We start from the raw sequence: 18052 nt of genomic DNA, 5'->3' as shown, positions 1-18052 counted from the left end.
GATGGGTTCACGGCGTCCCCGCAAACCCACAGTGCCCCGCCATCCCACGGATAGCCCGCTCTGGCTTTTGCAGTTGACGTTGCATTGAGCAGGTGCAGGGCTGCAAGCCCTGCCGAAAACCCCCTTGGGCGTAGAATGCGGGCATGAGCGAATCCCTCGACAACCACCTGCTCCACGGCCGTCGCCAGCGCCCCGACGGGCCCTCGCCGATCGATGTCATCTCCGTCCAGTCGCAGCTCGTCTACGGCCATGCCGGCAACAGCGCCGCCGTGCCGCCGATGCGCGCCCTCGGCGTGCGCGTGGCGGAAATCCCGACCGTCCTGCTCAGCAATGCGCCGTTCTACGACACCACCCGCGGCCGCGTGCTGCCGGCCGACTGGTTCGCCGATCTGCTGCTCGGTACCCGCGAACGCGGCCTGCCGCAGCGCGCGAAGATGCTGGTCTCCGGCTACTTCGGCAGCGCCGCCAACGGTGCCGCCTTCGCCGACTGGCTGGACGGGATCCTGCCGGCCTGCCCGCAGCTGCGCTACTGCCTGGACCCGGTCATCGGTGACACCCATACCGGCCCCTACGTGGAGCCCGGGCTGGAGGCGATCTTCGCCGAGCGCCTGCTGCCGCACGCCTGGCTGGTCACGCCCAATGCGTTCGAACTCAACCGCCTCACGGGCATGCCCGCCCTGGCCGAAGCCGATGCCATCGCCGCTGCGCGCACGCTGCTGGCCCGTGGCCCGCAGTGGGTGATCGCGCACAGCGTGGGCGGTACCCCCGGCGAGCTGGTGACCCTGGCCGTCGGCCGCGACGAGACCTGGCGCTGGACCTCGCCGCTGCTGCCGGTGGATGTGGCAGGCACCGGTGACGTGCTGATGTCGCTGGTGGTGTCCTTCCTGCTGCGTGGCGAGTCGATGCAGCAGGCCATCTCGCGCGCCATCGCCGGCACCCATGCCGCGCTGGAAGCCACCCTGGCCAACGGCTTCGAGGAGTTCGACGTGATCGCTGCCGCGCCTGCCGCGCTGGCAGAGCCCGCGCGCTTCCGCGCCGAACGCGTGGCATGAGCGATCTGCAGGCGCGTACGCCGCGCACGGTCGGCATCGTGGGCAGTGCCGGCGCCTATGGGCGCTGGCTGGCCCGGTTCTTCCAGCAGCACATGCAGCTGCAGGTGATCGGCCATGATCCGGCCGACCCGTCTTCGCATACGCCCGAACAGCTGCTGGCGCAGGCCGATGTGCTGGTGTTCTCGGCACCTATCCGGCATACCCCGGCCGTGATCGCCGGCTACGTGCAGCAGTCGGGCGGCCGCGAGCAGGGGCGCCTGTGGCTGGACGTGACCTCGGTGAAGGACGCCCCGGTGCAGGCGATGCTGGCTTCGCAGGCCGAAGTGGTCGGCCTGCATCCGATGACCGCGCCACCGAAAGCACCGACCCTGAAGGGACGGGTGATGGTGGTCTGCGAGGCGCGCCTGCAGCACTGGCAGCCGTGGGTGGACAGCCTGTGCGCCGCCCTGCAGGCCGAGTGCGTGCGTGCCACCCCGCAGCACCACGACCAGATGATGGCGCTGGTGCAGGCGATGGTGCATGCCACGCATCTTGCGCAGGCCGGCGTGCTGCGTGAGTACCAGCCGCAGCTGGGCGACCTGGCGGCGATGATGCCGTACCGCTCGGCCTCGTTCGAGCTGGATACGGCGATCATCTCGCGCATCCTCTCGTTGAACCCGGCCATCTACGAAGACATCCAGTTCGGCAACCCCCACGTGGCACCGATGCTGGACCGGCTGGTCGGCCAGCTGCAGTCACTGCAGGCCCAGGTTGGGCAGGGCGACGATACGGCGCGTGGCTGGTTCCGCGAGCAGATGCTGGCCGCCAACCACGACGCCTTCGGCGAGCCCGCGCTGGCGGCGGGCAATTACACCTTCGAGCGCGTGGGCTACCTGCTGGCCGACCTGACCGAGCGCAATGCCTTGTCGGTGCACCTGCCGGAGGATCGGCCGGGTTCGCTGCGCGAGCTGCTGCATGTATTCGAGCAGCACAGCATCAGCCTGGCCTCGATCCATTCGTCGCGGACGCCGGGCGGCGAGGTCCATTTCCGTATCGGTTTCGTGGCGGGCAGCGATCCGCTGGCGATCGCGCGGGCGGCGGTGGAAGTCGACGCGAGTGGAATCGGCCGGGTGCTCGGCCAGGCCTAGTCATCCACAGGCGGTGTGGATGATTTCTGAGCAAACGTGTGGATAACTGTCGGCAGCCCTTGGCAGGCAACGCTGTCAAGATGGTTGGCGAAAAATTGACCACGCAATTTTTCATGCCCGTGGGCGGAGCGTGTCGACCAAGGTCGACACCTACCAGAGCAGGGCGATACGAAATGCGGTAGCGCCGGGCCATGCCCGGCGAACCTCATATCGTCAACCGCAGTTCGCCGCCACTGGTGGTGAACTCGCGGCCATTACGGACCAGGTGACGGCCGTCATCCAGTTCGTAGCGCGGTGTGGTCTCCCGGTCATTGCTGCTGTCGGCGGCATCGGGCTTGAACTCGATGATGATGTGGCTTTCGCCATTGCTGTCGACTGCGGGGAACTGACGGAACGACATCGTGCACCTCCTTCAGCGGAACCTTCGGTTTCGCCGCCAGCTTGGGCCGGCCGGTGTTAGCCGGCCGTCAATCAATCGACGAGCTGCAGTCGCGCCAGCTCCGCATACAGTCCACCTTCAGCCAACAGCTCCGCATGCGTGCCTTCGGCGACGATGCGGCCCTGGTCCATGACCACGATGCGGTCGGCCTTCAGCACGGTCGCCAGGCGATGGGCGATGACCACGGTGGTTCGCCCGGCCATCAGCCGTTCCAGGGCCTGCTGCACGCTGTGCTCGCTCTGCGCATCCAGTGCACTGGTGGCCTCGTCCAGCAGCAGGATGGGCGAGTCCTTCAGCAGGGCGCGGGCGATCGCCACGCGCTGCTGCTGGCCGCCGGACAGGCGCGCGCCGCGCTCGCCCAGCTCGCTGTCATAGCCCTGCGGCAGTGCGCGCAGGAAGGTGTCGGCTTCAGCCGCTTGTGCCGCGGCTTCCACCTCGGCATCGCTGGCCTGCAGGCGTCCGTAGCGGATGTTGTCGCGTGCACTGGCGGCGAACAGGGTCGGCTGCTGCGGCACCAGCGCGAGCTGGGCACGCAGGTCGGCCGGATCGACCTCGCGCACATCATGCCCGTCCACGCAGATGCGGCCGCTGGCCGGATCATGGAACCGCAGCAGCAGCGACAGCACGGTGCTCTTGCCCGCCCCGGACGGGCCGACCAGGGCCACGGTCTCGCCGGGACGCACGTTCAGGCTGAAGTGATCGAGCGCCGGCTGGTCCGGCCGCTGCGGGTAATGGAACACCACGTCGTCGAACTGGATCTGCCCCTGCAGCGGCTGCGGCAACGCATGCGGCTGCGCCGGTGCCCGGATCTCGATGTCTTCCTGCAGCAGCTCGCCGATCCGGCCCATGCCGCCGGCCGCGCGCTGCAGTTCGTTCCACACTTCGGCCAGCGCGCCCACCGAGCCGCCACCGATCAGCGCGTACAGCACGAACTGGCCGAGGGTACCGGCGCTCAGGCGGCCGTCGATGACATCGTGCGCGCCCAGCCAGAGCACACCAACGATGGCGCCGAAGACCAGCAGGATGGCGCTGGCGGTGACCAGCGACTGCGCGCCGATGCGGCGGCGCGCGGCAGTGATGGCATCGCCGAGCGCATGGTCGAAGCGACCGCGCTCGTAGGGTTCGCGGGCATGGGCCTGCACGGTGCGTACCGCGCCCAGGGTCTCGCTGGCCAGGCTGTTGGCATCGGCGATGCGGTCCTGGCTGTTGCGGGCGACCACGCGCAGCTTGCGCGCGCCGATGATGATCGGCAGCACCGCCAGCGGGATGCCCAGCAGCGACCATGCGGCCAGCCGTGGGCTGGTGACGAACAGCATCGCCAGGCTGCCGACCACCGTCACGCTGCTGCGCAGGGCCACCGACATGGTCGAACCGACCACGCTGCGCAGCAGTTCGGTATCGGCGGTCAGGCGCGACACCAGTTCGCCGCTGCGGCTGCGGTCATGGAAGCCGGCGCCGAGCTGGATCAGGTGTGCGTACAGCTGGCTGCGCAGGTCGGCCACGACCTTTTCGCCCAGCAGCGACACGAAGTAGAAGCGTGCGGCCGTGCCCAGCGCCATCACCACGGCCACCACCATCAGCAGGGCGAACGCGCGGTTGATCTGGCCGCCGCTGCTGAAGCCGTGGTCGATCATCTGCTTGACCGCTGGCGGCAGGCTCAGTGTCGCTGCCGAGGAGACCGCCAGGGCCAGCAGCCAGGCGGTGAACAACCCGCTGTGGCGGCGCACGAACGGCCACAGCGTACGCAGGCTGCCCAGGCGGCGCAGCGGCGGGGTTGAAGCGGACGTCTCGTCCTTGTCAGTCATCCTGGTGGTCATCTTCTATGCGGATACGGTCACGGGTGGCGTCGCGCAGGCGGATTTTCAATGCGTCGACCTGGTCGGCGGGCAATTCCACCCGCAGGCGCACACCGTTGGCATCGAACTGTTCATCGCGCTTTTCGGCGGCAAAGCCGGGCAGGGCGGCGTGCAGGGTGCCCAGATCCTCGAAGCCGGCCAGCAGCTGCAGGCGCGCCATCGCTACCAGCGGCAGGCGCGGCGCGGTGCGCAGGCATTCGGCGGCAGTGCCACCATAGGCGCGCACCAGGCCACCGGCACCCAGCTTGATGCCGCCATACCAGCGGGTCACCACCACCACGACGCGGTCGAAGCCCTGGCCATCGATGGCCGCCAGGATCGGCCGCCCGGCGGTGCCTGCGGGCTCGCCATCATCGCTGGAACGGTAATCCTGGCCGTGCCGGTAGGCCCAGCAGTTGTGGGTGGCATCGGCCACGGCCACCTGGTGCAGGAATGCCAGCGCACCGGCGCCACTGTCGATGGGCGCGGCGTGGGCGGTGAAGCGGCTGTGCTTGACGTCCAGCGTATGGCTGACGGGCTGGGCGAGGATATCGGGCATTGCGACCATTCTACGGGGTCGCGGCGGGTCTGCCTCAGTCGTCCAGCAGCGGGCGCAGATCCTTTGGCAGGCGCGCTTCGGGATACGTCTGCAGGTAGCGCTCCAGGCTGGCACGGGCCAGATCGCGCTGGCCGTTGTCGCGGCGCTCGCGGATCTTCTGCAGCCACTGCCGGCGCGGCAGCCTGGCATCGGCTGCGACTTCCGAATGCACCGCGTCGGCGCTGAGCGAGGCATCGCTGGAGCGGCGCAGCATCACGCCCGGCGCGCTGGTCGGCGCGGGCGCAGTATTGGCCTTGAAGGCGGTGGGTGCTGCACGGCGCTGGCTGCGGGCGGCGTCGGCGCTGGCCGCGGCTTCACCCTGGATCGCGTCCAGCTCGGCCGCAGCCGGGGCCGAATAGGCCACCGGTGCTGCGGGTGCCGCGGGCGCGGGCGGCGCAGGCGGTGCGGGTGCGAAGGCGGCCTCGGCAGCGGGTTCGGCTGGCAGACTGCGCAGGGCGATGCGGGGCGCGGGTTCGGCCACCGCCGGGGCCGGGGCCGACTGCGCCTCGGGCCTGCGGGCAACGGCGGGTTGGGCGGCCTGCTTGGCTGCAGCCTGCGGCGCGGGCAACGGCGGCGGCGGCGCAACCTCAGCCGCAGCGGACATGGGCTGCGGTGCCTGGGCATCGGCCGCAGCGGCGGCATCGGCGTCGGCGGCGGGCGCGGTGGCGATCTGTGCTTCCTGTGCCGGCAGCACCGGCGGTTCCGGGCGCATCTGCCAGGCAATGCCGACAGCGAATACCATCGACGCGGCGATGCCGAACACGGCCGGCCAGCGCCGCTGCGGCCGGCGCGCGGTCGACGTCGCGGCGGTGTTGTCGGCTGCTGCCGCTGTGTCTGCGGCAGTCGTGGACACCGATGCACGCGCGGCCGCCAGGATCGCCGCGTCCAGCGCAGCAGGCGGTGCCTGGTCGTGGCGGCGGCCGATCAGGCCGGCCAGCGCACGTTCTTCAGGCGACAGGGGATCGTCTCGATTCATGCCTTCAGTCCCGCACGCAGCTTGTCCATCGCATAGCGCAGCCGCGATTTCACTGTTTCCCGGCCGACGCCGGTGATCTGGCCGATCTCCTCCAGGCTCAGTTCCTGTTCCAGCCGCAACTGCAGCACTTCACGCTGCTCGGGCGGCAGGTCTTCCATCGCCAGCTGGATGCGCCGGCGCTGCTCGAATTCAGACAGTTCAGCTTCCGGGGTCTGCCCGTCTTCCAGCGCAGCCAGGCGCAGATCGGCGTCGGCCGGCGCGGCAGGGCGATGGCGGGCGGCACGCCAGTGGTCGTTCAGGCGGTTGTGCGCGATACGGAACAGCCACGTGCTGAATGCAGCATCGGGCTGCCAGCCGGCGCGGGCGCTGATCACCCGCTGCCAGACATCCTGGAAGATCTCTTCGGCCAGCGCGGTGTCGCGCAGTTGCCGCAGCAGGAAGCCGAACAGGCGCTTGCGATGGCGCGTATACAGGCTTTCGAACGCCTGCAGGTCGCCACCGGCCCAGGCCAGCATCAGCGCTTCATCGGTTGGCAGGGCGGTCGCTTCCACGGCATACAGGGTAAGGCCTGCAGGCGGTGGCGCATAGCCGTTGGCGGGGGCGGGGAGGGCGCAGTTCACGGCGGTTCGCGGGCGGGTGTCGACAGGAACAACGTGCCGGCGCACGAAACGGGGTTGGCGGGCTTCCATTCCCCCCCCGGTGCCGCGTTATGCTCGCCCGCTCAGGGGAGGCGACGCTGTAGCGGCGCCAAGAGAACGTCATTTTGTCCACGCAAGCCGACCGTGTGTCATCGCTGTCACCTCACGAGGCCGTCTTGAGCACGGCGCTGGTGCGCGCGCTGCATGCGCTGCTGCCGGACGCGGCGATCGTGCGGGTGGGGTGGAACGACCCGCAGCTGGGCCGCGGCCGGGACAGCTGGCCGCAGGGCGCCAGCGATGGCGAGCTCGACGGGGACGCGGGGATATGGGAGCACGCTGCCTGGGAGCACGATGGCGCACAGCTGTCGCTGCGGGTGCGCGGCGCGTCGCCTTCCGAAGCCTGGTGGGGGGTGTCGCGGCAGGCGATGGAGCTGGCCCTGCAGCGTGGCCGCCAGGCCGGACAGATCCGTGCGCTGGAGCAGGCTGAACGGCTTCAGCAGGCGCTGTTCCAGATTGCCGACCTGGCCGGTGCCGACCTGGAAATGGGCGAGATGCTGCGCCACGTGCACGGCGTGCTCGGCTCGCTGATGTACGCGGAGAACTGCTACATCGTCGAGTACGACGATGTGCGCGACCAGATGCGCTTCCTGTATTTCGCCGACCAGGTGGATGACTTCGTGGCCGACCCCACGATCAGCTACGACGCCGGGCAGATGCCGCGCAGCCTGACCGTGGCCCTGCTGCGGCACGGCAAGCCGCTCAGTGGCCCGTCGCGCGAACTGCTGGCCGATGCCGAGGAAGAGCACGACCCCGAGCGCGGCCCGGAAAGCCTGGACTGGCTGGGCGTGCCGATGCTGCGCGATGGCCGCGTGTGCGGCGCCATCGTGGTGCAGAGTTACGAACAGGCTGCGCTGTATGGCGAAGCCGAGCGCGCGCTGCTGGGCTTCGTTGCCCAGCACGTGCAGACCGCGATGGACCGGCGCCAGGCACAGGTGCGGCTGGAACAGCAGGTGGAGCGACGCACGCTGGAACTGCAGCGTGCAAACCGCAGCCTGCAGGACGAAGTGGCCGAGCGCCGTCGTGGCGAACAGTTGCAGACCGCGCTCTACAACATCGCCGAGATGGCCATGTCGGCCGACAGCCTGGCCCAGTTCTATGGGCAGGTGCATGGCGTGGTGGGCCGGTTGCTGGACGCGCGCAACTTCTACATCGCCCTGGTCAATGCGCGCAGTGATGGCCTGGATTTCGTCTATTCGGTGGATGAACACAACAGCTCACGCGCGCCGCGCGCCTTCAGCCGCGGACTGACCGAGTACGTGGTGCGCCACCGGCGCCCGCTGCTGGCATCGCGTGCGCAGATCGACGCGCTGCTGGCCACCGGCGAAGTGCGCGAATCCGGCGCGCGTTCGCACTGCTGGCTCGGCGTGCCGCTGCTGCGCGACGACGAGGTGGTCGGCGCGATCGTGGTGCAGAGCTACACCGACCAGATCGCCTTCAGCGTGCACGACCAGCGGCTGCTGACCTTCGTGGCACAGAACATCGGTACCGGCCTGGCACGCCAGCGCGACCAGCAGCGGCTGCGTTCGGCGCATGCCGAGCTGGAAAAGCGCGTGGAAGAACGCACGCGCGAACTGGCTGAAGTGAATGACAAGCTGCTGGGCCAGATTGCCGAGCGGCTGCGCGCCGAGCAGCGCCTGACCCACCAGGCCATGCACGATGCGCTGACCGGGCTCCCCAACCGCCTGCACCTGCTGGACCGCCTGCAGGATGCGCTGGCGCTGGCACGCCGCGAAGGCGGGCCGGTGTTCGCGATGCTGTTCCTGGACCTGGACCGCTTCAAGCTGGTCAACGACAGCATCGGCCACGCCGCCGGCGACCGCATGCTGGTGGAAGTGGCCAAGCGCATCGTGTCCATGGCCGGCGACGGCGACGTGGTGGCACGGCTGGGCGGCGATGAATTCGCGGTGCTGCTGCAGTGCCCGCAGGGCCTGGCCCAGGCGCTGGATTTCGGCCAGCGCCTGCTGCTGGCCCTGCAGGAATCGATGTGGATCGCCGGGCGCGAACTGTTCCCCTCCGGCAGCCTCGGCATCGCCCTGTGGAATCCGCATTACCGCACCGGCGAAGAGCTGCTGCGCGATGCCGATGCGGCGATGTACCGGGCCAAGGCACAGGGCCATGACCGCTGTGCGATCTTCGATGAGGACATGCGCGAGCAGGCCATGCGCAGCCTGGACCTGGAAGCGGACCTGCGGCGGGCGATCAACAACCGCGATTTCGTGCCGTTCTACCAGCCCATCGTGCGCCTGTCCGATGGCGAGGTGGTGGGCCACGAGGCGCTGCTGCGCTGGCAGCACGAGCGCCGCGGCCTGCTGCTGCCCGGCGCCTTCCTGGAGCTGGGCGAGGAAAGCGGCCTGATCGAGCAGGTCGACTGGCTGATCTACGAGCAGGTCATCGCCGGTCTGGCCGACGGTGGGCGTGGCTATGTCTCGGTGAACGTGTCACCGCGGCACTTCCGTTCGGCCGATTTCAGTGCGCGCCTGTTCGGCCTGCTGGAAGCCAATGATGCCGATCCGCAGCGGCTGCGCCTGGAGATCACCGAGGTGGCGCTGCTGGACGACGGCCCGCATACGCTGCGCATCCTCAAGGGGCTGCGCGAGCGGGGCATCCAGGTGCAGCTGGATGATTTCGGGACCGGCTTCTCAGCGCTGTCCTACCTGCACCGGTTCCCGATCAGCACGCTGAAGATCGACCAGAGCTTCATCGCCGGCCTGCACGGGCCGGAGGCACAGAGCACGCGCGCCCTGGTGGAAGGCGTGCTGTCGCTGGCGCGCACGCTGGGCATCGAGACCATCGGCGAGGGCATCGAGACCGAGGCCCAGCGGCAGAGCCTGTTCGAGCTGGGCTGTGACTACGGCCAAGGCTACCTGCTGGGGCGGCCGGCACCGTGGACACGCGCGGTGGCCTGAACCACCGCGCAGGTCAGGCACATCCCGCCAGGCTCAACGCAGCGCGGCGCGTCGCTTCTCGTCGATCCACTTCGAGGCCTGGGCCGGCTCGTAGGCCTGCATCCAGGCCAGCATTTCATCGATGTCCGAGCCGTACCACAGGTCCTGGCGCTGTTCCGGGTGCAGGAAGCGCTCTTCCACCATGCGGTCGATCATGCCGATCAGCGGGGCATAGAAGCCGTCCACGTCCAGGAAGGCGCAGGGCTTGTTGCCGATGCCGAGCTGGCGCCAGGTGAGCATCTCGAAGATCTCTTCCATGGTGCCGAAGCCGCCGGGCAGGGCGACGAAGCCGTCGGAGAGGTCGAACATGCGCGACTTGCGTTCATGCATCGAGCCGACGATTTCCAGTTCGGTCAGGCCGCGGTGGGCCACTTCCCAGTCGGCCAGCTGGCGCGGGATGACGCCGGTCACTTCGCCGCCGGCGGCCAGCACGGCGTTGGCGACGGTGCCCATCAGGCCGACGTTGCCGCCGCCGTAGACCAGGCGCATGCCATCGCGGGCGATGCGGTCGCCCAGCGCCATGGCGCGTTCGGTGTAGACCGGCTTGCTGCCAGCGTTGGAGCCACAGTAGACGCAGAGGGACTTCATGGGGGATTCCTGTCTCTTGGTGCGGAAACGAAAACGCCCCGCCGGCAACCGGGTCAGCGGTCGCGGGCGGGGTGTTGGTCGATTATGACGCGTTGGCGCGGATTACGCGGCGGCGGCCTGCTCGCGGCGCGGGCCTTCACGCAGGGCGCGGCCGACCAGGCCCACCAGCAGGTCCAGCTCGTCGCTGTCCATGCCGAAGTGCGGGGTGAAGCGCAGCGAGTTCTCGCCACCGTGGATCACGTTGATGCCGTGCTGGCGCAGCCATTCCTCGGTGGAGCCGGCGCCGTAGCACTTGAACTGCGGGGCCAGCTCGCAGGAGAACAGCAGGCCGGTGCCCTGCACCTTGGTGATCAGCCCGCCCAGCTCGCTCTTCAGCTGTTCCAGCTTGCGCACGGCCTCAGCGCCGCGCTCGGCGATGTTGGCGCGCACCTGCGGGGTGAGCTGGGCCAGGGTGGCGCAGGCCACGTCCAGCGCACGCGGGTTGCTGGTCATGGTGTTGCCATAGATGCCCTTGCGGTACAGCTGGGCGGCATGCTCGGTCACGGCCAGCACCGACAGCGGGTACTGCGCGGCGTTGAGCGCCTTGGAGTAGGTTTCCATGTCCGGCGGATCCAGGCCTTCGAAGCCCGGGTAATCCACCACCGACAGCACGCCATGGGCGCGCAGGCCGGCCTGGATCGAATCGAGCAGCAGCAGGCTGCCGTGGGCGCGGGTCAGCTCGCGGGCCACCGCATAGAATGCCGGCGGGACCGAACGGCCCGGGTCGCCTTCACCCATCACCGGCTCCAGGAACACCGCTTCGATGAACCACTGGTTGCGCTCGGCATCCTCGAACACCTTGCGCAGGCCGGCCTCGTCGTACGGGGCGACCGTAATGACCGAATCCTCGCCACGGTAGCTGGCCAGGTGCTGCTGGTAGCTCTTGCGGCTGGAATCGGAATACAGCGCCGGGCGGTCGGTGCGGCCATGGAAGCTGCCCTTGATGACCACGCGCTTGATGGCGGCACCTGCATGGCGCGCACCCGGGTCGGTCTGCAGCTTGGCGTTGACGTCGGCGATGCGCGCCGCCAGGCCGACCGCTTCGGAGCCGGAGTTCAGGCACATGAAGCGGGCGAACGGGCAGCCGCCGCGGCGGTGGCCGATCTCCGCGCGCAGGGCGGTGATGAAGCGCTGCTGCGACAGGCTGGGGGTCATGATGTTGGCCATCACCTGCGGGCGCGACATCGCTTCGAGCACCGCATCAGGGGTGTGGCCGAAGCCGAGCATGCCGTAGCCGCCTGCGTCGTACAGCACCGCGCCCTTCAGGGTGACCACCCACGGGCCACGCGCGGCCAGCGCCACGTACGGGGTCACCGCGTCGTCGGCATAGAAATTGACGAAGCCGTCCTGCATCGCGTCGATCTGCGCCTGCTCGTCCTGCGCCAGCAACGGCCCCAGCTCCTGCTGCACGCGCCCGAACTCGTCGGCGGCCGCTTCCACGGCGGCAACCAGCTGTGGGTGGCGGGCCGACAGTGCGACCAAGGTGGCGTCGTCCAGGCCGGTGGTGATGCGGCTGCCGGGCTGGGCGCGGAGGGGGGCGAGGCGTTCGATGAAGCTCATTGCAGATCTCCTGAAACAATGGGTCGCACGGGCCTTCAAAAGCAAAACGCGCGTCATCACGCGCGCTTGGGGCGGACTCGTGCTGCGGACTTCCTTTCCGATGCTAGCACTAGTTTTTTTGCGCGATAACCCCGCAGAAACCTGCTGCATAGCAGCATATTGCCCGACGTTCGCCACGAAGCGCGCCGGCTCGCAGGCGCTGGACGTACAATGCGCGCCAATGTCGACCTGTTGCCGATCACTGCCTTGAAGAAGTCCGATTTCCACTACGACCTGCCGGCCGAGCTGATCGCCCAGGCGCCGTTGGCCGAGCGTTCGGCCAGCCGCCTGATGCTGGTGCCGCCGGCGCCCGCCGCCTTCACCGACGTGCAGGTGCGCGACCTGCCGTCGCTGCTGCAGCCGGGCGACCTGATGGTGTTCAACGACACCCGGGTGATCCCGGCGCGGCTGTTCGGGCAGAAGGCCAGTGGCGGCCGCGTGGAGATCCTGATCGAGCGCCTGCTGGGCGGCCAGCAAGCGCGTGCTCAGGTGGGCGCCAGCAAGTCGCCCAAGGCCGGCAGCCGCATCGCCCTGGATGCCGGCGGCGAGGCCGAGGTGCTGGGCCGCGACGGCGAGTTCTACGTCCTGCAGTTCCACGTGCCTGAATCGCTGGAGCAGTGGCTGCTGCATACCGGTCGCCTGCCGCTGCCGCCGTACATCCAGCGCGAACCGGGCATGGACGACCGCGAGCGCTACCAGACCGTGTTCGCCCGCGAAGTGGGTGCGGTGGCTGCGCCGACGGCCGGCCTGCATTTCGACGAGCCGCTGCTGGCCGCCTTGAAGGCCAAGGGCGTGGACTTCGGCCACGTCACCCTGCACGTGGGTGCAGGCACTTTCCAGCCGGTGCGTGCCGATGACCTGAAGGACCACGTGATGCACCGCGAGTGGCTGAACGTGGGTGCTGAACTGGTGCAGCAGGTGCGGCGTACCCGCGAGGCTGGCGGCCGGGTGATCGGCGTGGGCACCACCGTGGTGCGCGCGCTGGAAAGCGCGATGCGCGAGGGTGAGCTGCTGCCGTTCGCCGGCGAGACGCAGATCTTCATCACCCCCGGCTACCGCATCCGCAGCGTGGACGCGATGGTGACCAACTTCCACCTGCCGGAAAGCACGCTGTTGATGATGATTTCCGCGTTTGCCGGCAAGGAGCGCGTGTTCGAGGCCTACCAGCACGCGATCGAACAGCGCTACCGCTTCTTCAGCTACGGCGACGCGATGCTGCTGTTCCCGCAGGCGGGGTAGGGGGCTGACCTCTGCCTGATTGTGGTGGGTGCGCACCGTTGGTGCGCACTTCAGGGCCATGCCCGGCGCTACCGGAGCAGGGACGGCGGTTTTGGGAGACAATAGGCGACTATTTGCCTGAACGACCGCTCCATGTCCCGATTGCAGTTCCAGCTCCAGACCCGCGACGGCCGTGCCCGCCGTGGCCGCCTGACCTTCCCGCGTGGCACGGTGGAAACGCCGGCCTTCATGCCGGTGGGAACCTATGGCTCGGTCAAGGGCATCCTGCCGGACCAGGTGCGCGCGCTGGGCGCCGAGATCATCCTCGGCAACACCTTCCATCTGTACCTGCGGCCGGGCCTGGACATCATCGCCGACCACGGCGGCCTGCACGGCTTCTGCCAGTGGGATGGCCCGATCCTGACCGATTCCGGCGGTTTCCAGGTGTTCTCGCTGGCGCACCGCCGCAAGATCACCGAGCAGGGCGTGACCTTTGCGTCGCCCACCGACGGCGCCCGCGTATTCCTGGGCCCGGAAGAGAGCATGAAGATCCAGAAGGTGCTCGATTCGGATGTGGTGATGATCTTCGACGAGTGCACCCCGTACCCGGCCACCGAGGACGTCGCCCGCCGTTCGATGGAGCTGAGCCTGCGCTGGGCCCAGCGCAGCCGCAACGCGCATGACGAGCTGGGCAATGACGCGGCGCTGTTCGGCATCGTCCAGGGCGGCGTGCACACCGACCTGCGCAGCCGCTCGGCCGAGGCCCTGCAGGCGATCGGCTTCGACGGCTATGCCATCGGCGGCCTGGCCGTGGGCGAACCGGAGCACGAGCGCAACGCCATGCTCGACCACCTGGACCCGGAGCTGCCGGGCGACCGCCCGCGCTACCTGATGGGCGTGGGCCGGCCCGAAGACCTGGTCGAGGGTGTCGCCCGTGGCGTGGACATGTTCGACTGCGTGATGCCGACCCGCAATGCGCGCAACGGCCACTATTTCACATCGTTCGGCACCGTCCGCATCCGCAACTCGCAGTACGCGCGCGACATGGACCCGATCGAGCCGGGGTGCGGCTGCGTGGCCTGCAGCGGCGGCTACACCCGCTCGTACCTGCGCCACCTGGACCGCTGCAACGAGATGCTGGCGCCGATGCTGGGCACCCTGCACAACCTGTTCTATTACGAAAAACTGATGGCCGACATCCGTGCGGCCATCGAGGCGGGAACCTTCCAGGCCTTCCGCGAGTCCTTCTATGCAGCACGCGGGGCGGTTGCACCGCCCCTGTAACCCCGCAGCACCCCTGCCGAACGGCCCAAGGACGAACGTCCGGGGCCGTGGCATACTTCAAGGCTGACCCAGATCCGCGGTCGACACCCTGCGCCCGTCAAACGGGCCTGAGCGCCGCCCAACCTAAGGACCAACGATGAACCTGCTTGCCTTCCTGATTCCCGCCGCACACGCCCAGGCCGCCGGCGGCCAGCCCGGTGGCGGTATGCAGCTGACCACGCTGCTGTTCCCGATCATCCTGATCGCCATCATGTACTTCCTGATGATCCGCCCGCAGATGAAGCGGCAGAAGGAACACAAGGCCATGCTGGAGAAGATCAAGCGTGGTGACGAAGTGCTGACCAACGGCGGCATCGCCGGCGTGGTCACCGATATCGGCGACAACTTCATCACCATCGAAGTGGCTGACAACGTGCGCATCCGCGTGCAGAAGGGCGCTGTCGGCAACGTGCTGCCGGCCGGTACCCTGAAGTCGGCCCAGTAAGCCACTCCCTTTCCGATGCACAACCGCGGCGCCGGGGATGGCGCCGCGCGGGACCCAAGCAATGCTCGAATTTCCACGCTGGAAGTACGTCGTCATCCTGATCGTACTGGCGCTCAGCACCCTGTATGCGCTGCCCAACATCTACCAGAAGGACCCGGCCGTCCAGATCACCGCCAACCGTGGCGGAGTGGTCGACGACGCGCTGCGCGACCGTGTGCTGGCCGACCTGAAGAAGGCCGGTGTCACCACGATCGGCGCCGAGAAGGAAGGGGAAAGCCTGATCGTCCGCCTGCCGGACCTGAAGGCCCAGTCCGCTGCCAGCGACGCGCTGCGTGACACCGTCGGCGAGAGCTACACGGTGGCCCTGAACCTGGCCTCGACCGTGCCGGACTGGCTGGCCAAGCTGGGCGGCCGCCCGATGGTGCTGGGCCTGGACCTGCAGGGCGGCGTGCACTTCGTGCTGCAGGTCGACCAGAAGGCAGCCCTGGACAAGCGCCTGGACGCCTACACCGAAGACGTGCGCAGCACCCTGCGTGACGCGCGCATTGCGTACCAGTCGGTCGAGCGTCGCGCCGACAACACCATCGTGGCCAACCTGAGCCCGTCGGCCGGTGACGATGCCGCCGCCAACGCCCGCGCGGCGCTGGTCAAGTCGCAGCCGACCCTGGGTTACGACGTCAGCGGCAGCCGCATCACGGTGACCATCCCGGACACCGAGATCTCGCAGATCGCCAACGGCGCCATCGAGCAGAACATCAACACCCTGCGCAACCGCGTGAACCAGCTGGGCGTGGCCGAGCCGATCATCCAGCGCCAGGGTGCCGACCGCGTGGTCGTGCAGCTGCCGGGCGTGCAGGACACCGCCGAAGCCAAGCGCATGATCGGTGCCACCGCCACCCTGGAATACCGTGCGGTGGTCGAAGGCAACGCGCAGGACGCCATCGCCTCCGGCCGCATCCCGCCGGAAGCCAAGGTCTACCAGCAGCGTGATGGCCGTGGCCCGATCCTGCTGAACAAGCGCGTGATCGTCACCGGCGACCAGATGGTCGGCGCACAGGCGGTCACCGATACCAACAGCGGTGCCCCGGCGGTCAGCGTGACGCTGAACAACGTCGGCGGCCAGCGCATGTTCGACTTCACCAGCGCCAACGTGAACAAGCCGATGGCCGTGGTGTACACCGAGCGCGTGCCGACCGTGACCGTCGTTAACGGCCAGGAAGTGCGTGGCTTCAAGGTCAACGAGGAAGTGATCTCGGTGGCCAACATCAACGGCGTGTTCGGCAAGAACTTCCAGACCACCGGTCTGCAGAAGAAGGAAGCCGAGGACCTGGCCAAGCTGCTGAAGTCCGGCTCGCTGGCCGCGCCGATGGACTTCGTCGAAGAGCGCGTGGTCGGCCCGAGCCTGGGTGCGGAGAACGTCAAGAACGGTATCACCGCGGTGGTCTACGCGTTCCTGTTCACCCTGGTGTTCTTCACCATCTACTACCGCATGTTCGGCCTGATCACCTCGCTGGCGATGCTGTTCAACCTGCTGATCGTGGTGGCGGTGATGTCGCTGTTCGGCGCGACGATGACCCTGCCTGGCTTCGCCGGCCTGGCGTTGTCGGTCGGTCTGTCGGTGGACGCCAACGTGCTGATCAACGAGCGTATCCGTGAAGAGCTGCGTGCCGGCGTGCCGGGCAAGACCGCGATCGTGACCGGTTACGAACGTGCGTCGGGCACGATTCTTGACGCCAACCTGACCGGCCTGATCGTCGGTGTGGCCCTGTTCGCCTTCGGCACGGGTCCGCTGAAGGGCTTCGCCCTGACCATGATCATCGGTATTTTCGCCTCGATGTTCACTGCGATCACCGTGTCGCGCGCCCTGGCGACGCTGATCTATGGCCGTCGCAAGAAGCTCCAGAACGTGGCCATCTGACGGGACGACACGCACATGAAAATTTTTCCGCTGCACATCCTCCCGAACGATACCCAGATCGACTTCATGCGCTGGCGCCATGTCGCGATGGTCGTCACGATCATCGTGTTCCTGGCATCGATCGGCATCATCGGCTTCAAGGGCTTCAACTACGCCCTGGACTTCACCGGCGGCACCCTGATCGAAGCCCGCTTCGATCACGCGGTGGACGTCGAGCAGGTCCGTACCAAGCTCGAGGACAATGGTTTTGAAGGCGCCCAGGTGCAGAGCGTCGGTGGCAACACCGACCTGCTGATCCGCCTGGCCCCGCACGGTGAGCACGCCCCGGGTACCGGTGCGGCTGCCGCCGAGGACAAGGCCACCGCTGCGGCGGTGGTGAAGGTGCTGTCCACCGCCGACAACCAGGCCACCGTGCTGCGCAACGAGTTCGTTGGCCCGCAGATCGGCAAGGACCTGGCGATGAACGGTCTGTACGCCACCATCTTCATGCTGGCTGGCTTCCTGATCTACATCGCGGTGCGCTTCGAATGGAAGTTCGCGGTCACCGCCAGCATCGTGGCGATGTTCGACCTGATCGTGACGGTGGCTTACGTGTCCCTGCTGGGCCGTGAGTTCGACCTGACCGTGCTGGCCGGCCTGCTGTCGGTGATGGGCTTTGCGATCAACGACATCATCGTGGTCTTCGACCGCGTGCGCGAAAACTTCCGCAGCCTGCGTGCCGAGCCGATGGAAGTGCTGAACCGTTCGATCAACCAGACGCTGTCGCGTACGGTGATCACCGCGGTGATGTTCTTCCTGTCCGCGCTGGCCCTGTACCTGTACGGTGGCAGCTCGATGGAAGGCCTGGCCGAGACCCACATGATCGGTGCGGTGATCGTGGTGCTGTCCTCGATCCTGGTAGCGGTGCCGATGCTGACCATTGGTGCGCTGCGCGTGACCAAGCAGGACCTGCTGCCGAAGGCGAAGGACGTCGAGGCGCTGGCCCGTCGCCCGTAAGCACCCGCTGCACGCAGTACACAGAGAACCCCGCGCAAGCGGGGTTTTTTGTTGCAGGGCTTGCAGCCTTGGTACGCGTCATCGCATGCGCGCTGTCGCTCCCACGCTTCGCTGCGCGAACCGTGGGCCCCACTTACCGGCTCCCAGACCCCCGCCGCTTCGCGGCCGCCCCCTGACTCAGGGGGCGTTGCCCCAGAACGGTTCCGCGCGGCTGTTGGTGGGTGCCGACCGTTGGTCGGCACATCTGTCAGATATC

General features: G+C 68.2%; 15 protein-coding genes. 8 read left to right on the top strand and 7 right to left on the bottom strand.

From position 1 onward, the window contains the following. The first annotated feature begins 143 nt into the window (after positions 1-143). Entirely contained in the window at positions 144-1052 is a 909-nt protein-coding gene (pdxY, locus tag IAE41_RS18505) for a pyridoxal kinase (protein ID WP_200734107.1), read from the top strand. After that, positions 1049-2179: a prephenate dehydrogenase gene (locus IAE41_RS18500; protein ID WP_200734106.1), complete on the top strand. Its 1131-nt coding sequence runs from the start codon at positions 1049-1051 to the stop codon at positions 2177-2179. The genes pdxY and IAE41_RS18500 overlap by 4 nt, the downstream gene beginning before the upstream one ends. A 205-nt stretch (positions 2180-2384) precedes the next feature. Here the strand turns inward: IAE41_RS18500 and IAE41_RS18495 are convergent, their stop codons facing one another. From IAE41_RS18495 to IAE41_RS18475, 5 genes are all read right to left on the bottom strand, one after another. Then, positions 2385-2579 carry a hypothetical protein gene (locus tag IAE41_RS18495; protein WP_200734105.1) on the bottom strand — a complete coding sequence of 65 codons (195 nt, stop codon included), beginning with the start codon at positions 2577-2579 and terminating at the stop codon, positions 2385-2387. A 71-nt stretch (positions 2580-2650) separates the two neighbouring features. Continuing rightward, a complete protein-coding gene (locus IAE41_RS18490; protein ID WP_200734104.1) occupies positions 2651-4423 on the bottom strand; it encodes an ABC transporter transmembrane domain-containing protein in 1773 nt (590 codons plus the stop codon). Further along, complete coding sequence (locus IAE41_RS18485) at positions 4416-5012, bottom strand: YigZ family protein (protein WP_200734103.1); 597 nt, start codon at positions 5010-5012, stop codon at positions 4416-4418. Before IAE41_RS18485 ends, IAE41_RS18490 begins: the two co-directional genes overlap by 8 nt. Positions 5013-5046: 34 nt before the next feature. Next, on the bottom strand, positions 5047-6027 hold the full coding sequence (locus tag IAE41_RS18480) for a hypothetical protein (protein ID WP_200734102.1): 981 nt from the start codon (positions 6025-6027) through the stop codon (positions 5047-5049). Then, positions 6024-6578, bottom strand: coding sequence for an RNA polymerase sigma factor (locus IAE41_RS18475; RefSeq protein WP_301554043.1), 555 nt, complete (start codon positions 6576-6578; stop codon positions 6024-6026). The genes IAE41_RS18480 and IAE41_RS18475 overlap by 4 nt, the downstream gene beginning before the upstream one ends. A gap of 263 nt (positions 6579-6841) precedes the next feature. Here IAE41_RS18475 and IAE41_RS18470 point away from each other — a divergent pair, with 263 nt between their 5' ends. Beyond that, positions 6842-9631, top strand: coding sequence for an EAL domain-containing protein (locus tag IAE41_RS18470; protein ID WP_200734100.1), 2790 nt, complete (start codon positions 6842-6844; stop codon positions 9629-9631). A gap of 33 nt (positions 9632-9664) precedes the next feature. Here IAE41_RS18470 and IAE41_RS18465 read toward each other — a convergent pair whose 3' ends face one another. Both IAE41_RS18465 and IAE41_RS18460 read right to left on the bottom strand, forming a co-directional pair. Beyond that, complete coding sequence (locus IAE41_RS18465; protein ID WP_079221569.1) at positions 9665-10258, bottom strand: TIGR00730 family Rossman fold protein; 594 nt, start codon at positions 10256-10258, stop codon at positions 9665-9667. Positions 10259-10360: 102 nt separating this feature from the next. Continuing rightward, positions 10361-11857: an aminotransferase class III-fold pyridoxal phosphate-dependent enzyme gene (locus IAE41_RS18460; protein ID WP_079221570.1), complete on the bottom strand. Its 1497-nt coding sequence runs from the start codon at positions 11855-11857 to the stop codon at positions 10361-10363. 210 nt (positions 11858-12067) lie between these two features. Between IAE41_RS18460 and queA the strand changes: the two genes are divergently transcribed. The 5 genes from queA (at position 12068) to secF (ending at position 17796) form a co-directional block, all read left to right on the top strand. Continuing rightward, positions 12068-13135, top strand: coding sequence for a tRNA preQ1(34) S-adenosylmethionine ribosyltransferase-isomerase QueA (gene queA, locus IAE41_RS18455; RefSeq protein WP_200734099.1), 1068 nt, complete (start codon positions 12068-12070; stop codon positions 13133-13135). Between the two features lie 132 nt (positions 13136-13267). Continuing rightward, complete coding sequence (gene tgt, locus IAE41_RS18450) at positions 13268-14398, top strand: tRNA guanosine(34) transglycosylase Tgt (RefSeq protein ID WP_079221572.1); 1131 nt, start codon at positions 13268-13270, stop codon at positions 14396-14398. Between the two features lie 136 nt (positions 14399-14534). After that, on the top strand, positions 14535-14882 hold the full coding sequence (yajC, locus tag IAE41_RS18445; protein ID WP_200734098.1) for a preprotein translocase subunit YajC: 348 nt from the start codon (positions 14535-14537) through the stop codon (positions 14880-14882). A gap of 61 nt (positions 14883-14943) precedes the next feature. Continuing rightward, entirely contained in the window at positions 14944-16800 is a 1857-nt protein-coding gene (gene secD / locus IAE41_RS18440) for a protein translocase subunit SecD (protein ID WP_200734097.1), read from the top strand. Between the two features lie 15 nt (positions 16801-16815). Beyond that, a complete protein-coding gene (gene secF, locus IAE41_RS18435; RefSeq protein WP_200734096.1) occupies positions 16816-17796 on the top strand; it encodes a protein translocase subunit SecF in 981 nt (326 codons plus the stop codon). The last annotated feature ends 256 nt before the right edge of the window (positions 17797-18052 follow it).

The sequence above is a fragment of the Stenotrophomonas sp. S39 genome, assembly GCF_016624665.1.
Classification (GTDB): Bacteria; Pseudomonadota; Gammaproteobacteria; order Xanthomonadales; family Xanthomonadaceae; genus Stenotrophomonas.
The sequence above is the reverse complement of the archived record's forward strand: the minus strand, read 5'-3'. Positions and strand labels throughout refer to the sequence as shown.

Excerpts from the sequence above, each read along its gene's own strand:
- IAE41_RS18465 (WP_079221569.1), bottom strand. The coding sequence starts at position 10,258 with ATGAAGTCCCTCTGCGTCTACTGTGGCTCCAACGCTGGCAGCAAGCCG.
- IAE41_RS18495 (WP_200734105.1), bottom strand. The coding sequence starts at position 2,579 with ATGTCGTTCCGTCAGTTCCCCGCAGTCGACAGCAATGGCGAAAGCCAC.
- tgt (WP_079221572.1), top strand. The coding sequence starts at position 13,268 with ATGTCCCGATTGCAGTTCCAGCTCCAGACCCGCGACGGCCGTGCCCGC.
- IAE41_RS18480 (WP_200734102.1), bottom strand. The coding sequence starts at position 6,027 with ATGAATCGAGACGATCCCCTGTCGCCTGAAGAACGTGCGCTGGCCGGC.
- pdxY (WP_200734107.1), top strand. The coding sequence starts at position 144 with ATGAGCGAATCCCTCGACAACCACCTGCTCCACGGCCGTCGCCAGCGC.
- secF (WP_200734096.1), top strand. The coding sequence starts at position 16,816 with ATGAAAATTTTTCCGCTGCACATCCTCCCGAACGATACCCAGATCGAC.
- IAE41_RS18460 (WP_079221570.1), bottom strand. The coding sequence starts at position 11,857 with ATGAGCTTCATCGAACGCCTCGCCCCCCTCCGCGCCCAGCCCGGCAGC.
- IAE41_RS18485 (WP_200734103.1), bottom strand. The coding sequence starts at position 5,012 with ATGCCCGATATCCTCGCCCAGCCCGTCAGCCATACGCTGGACGTCAAG.
- IAE41_RS18490 (WP_200734104.1), bottom strand. The coding sequence starts at position 4,423 with ATGACTGACAAGGACGAGACGTCCGCTTCAACCCCGCCGCTGCGCCGC.
- queA (WP_200734099.1), top strand. The coding sequence starts at position 12,068 with ATGCGCGCCAATGTCGACCTGTTGCCGATCACTGCCTTGAAGAAGTCC.
- IAE41_RS18500 (WP_200734106.1), top strand. The coding sequence starts at position 1,049 with ATGAGCGATCTGCAGGCGCGTACGCCGCGCACGGTCGGCATCGTGGGC.
- yajC (WP_200734098.1), top strand. The coding sequence starts at position 14,535 with ATGAACCTGCTTGCCTTCCTGATTCCCGCCGCACACGCCCAGGCCGCC.
- secD (WP_200734097.1), top strand. The coding sequence starts at position 14,944 with ATGCTCGAATTTCCACGCTGGAAGTACGTCGTCATCCTGATCGTACTG.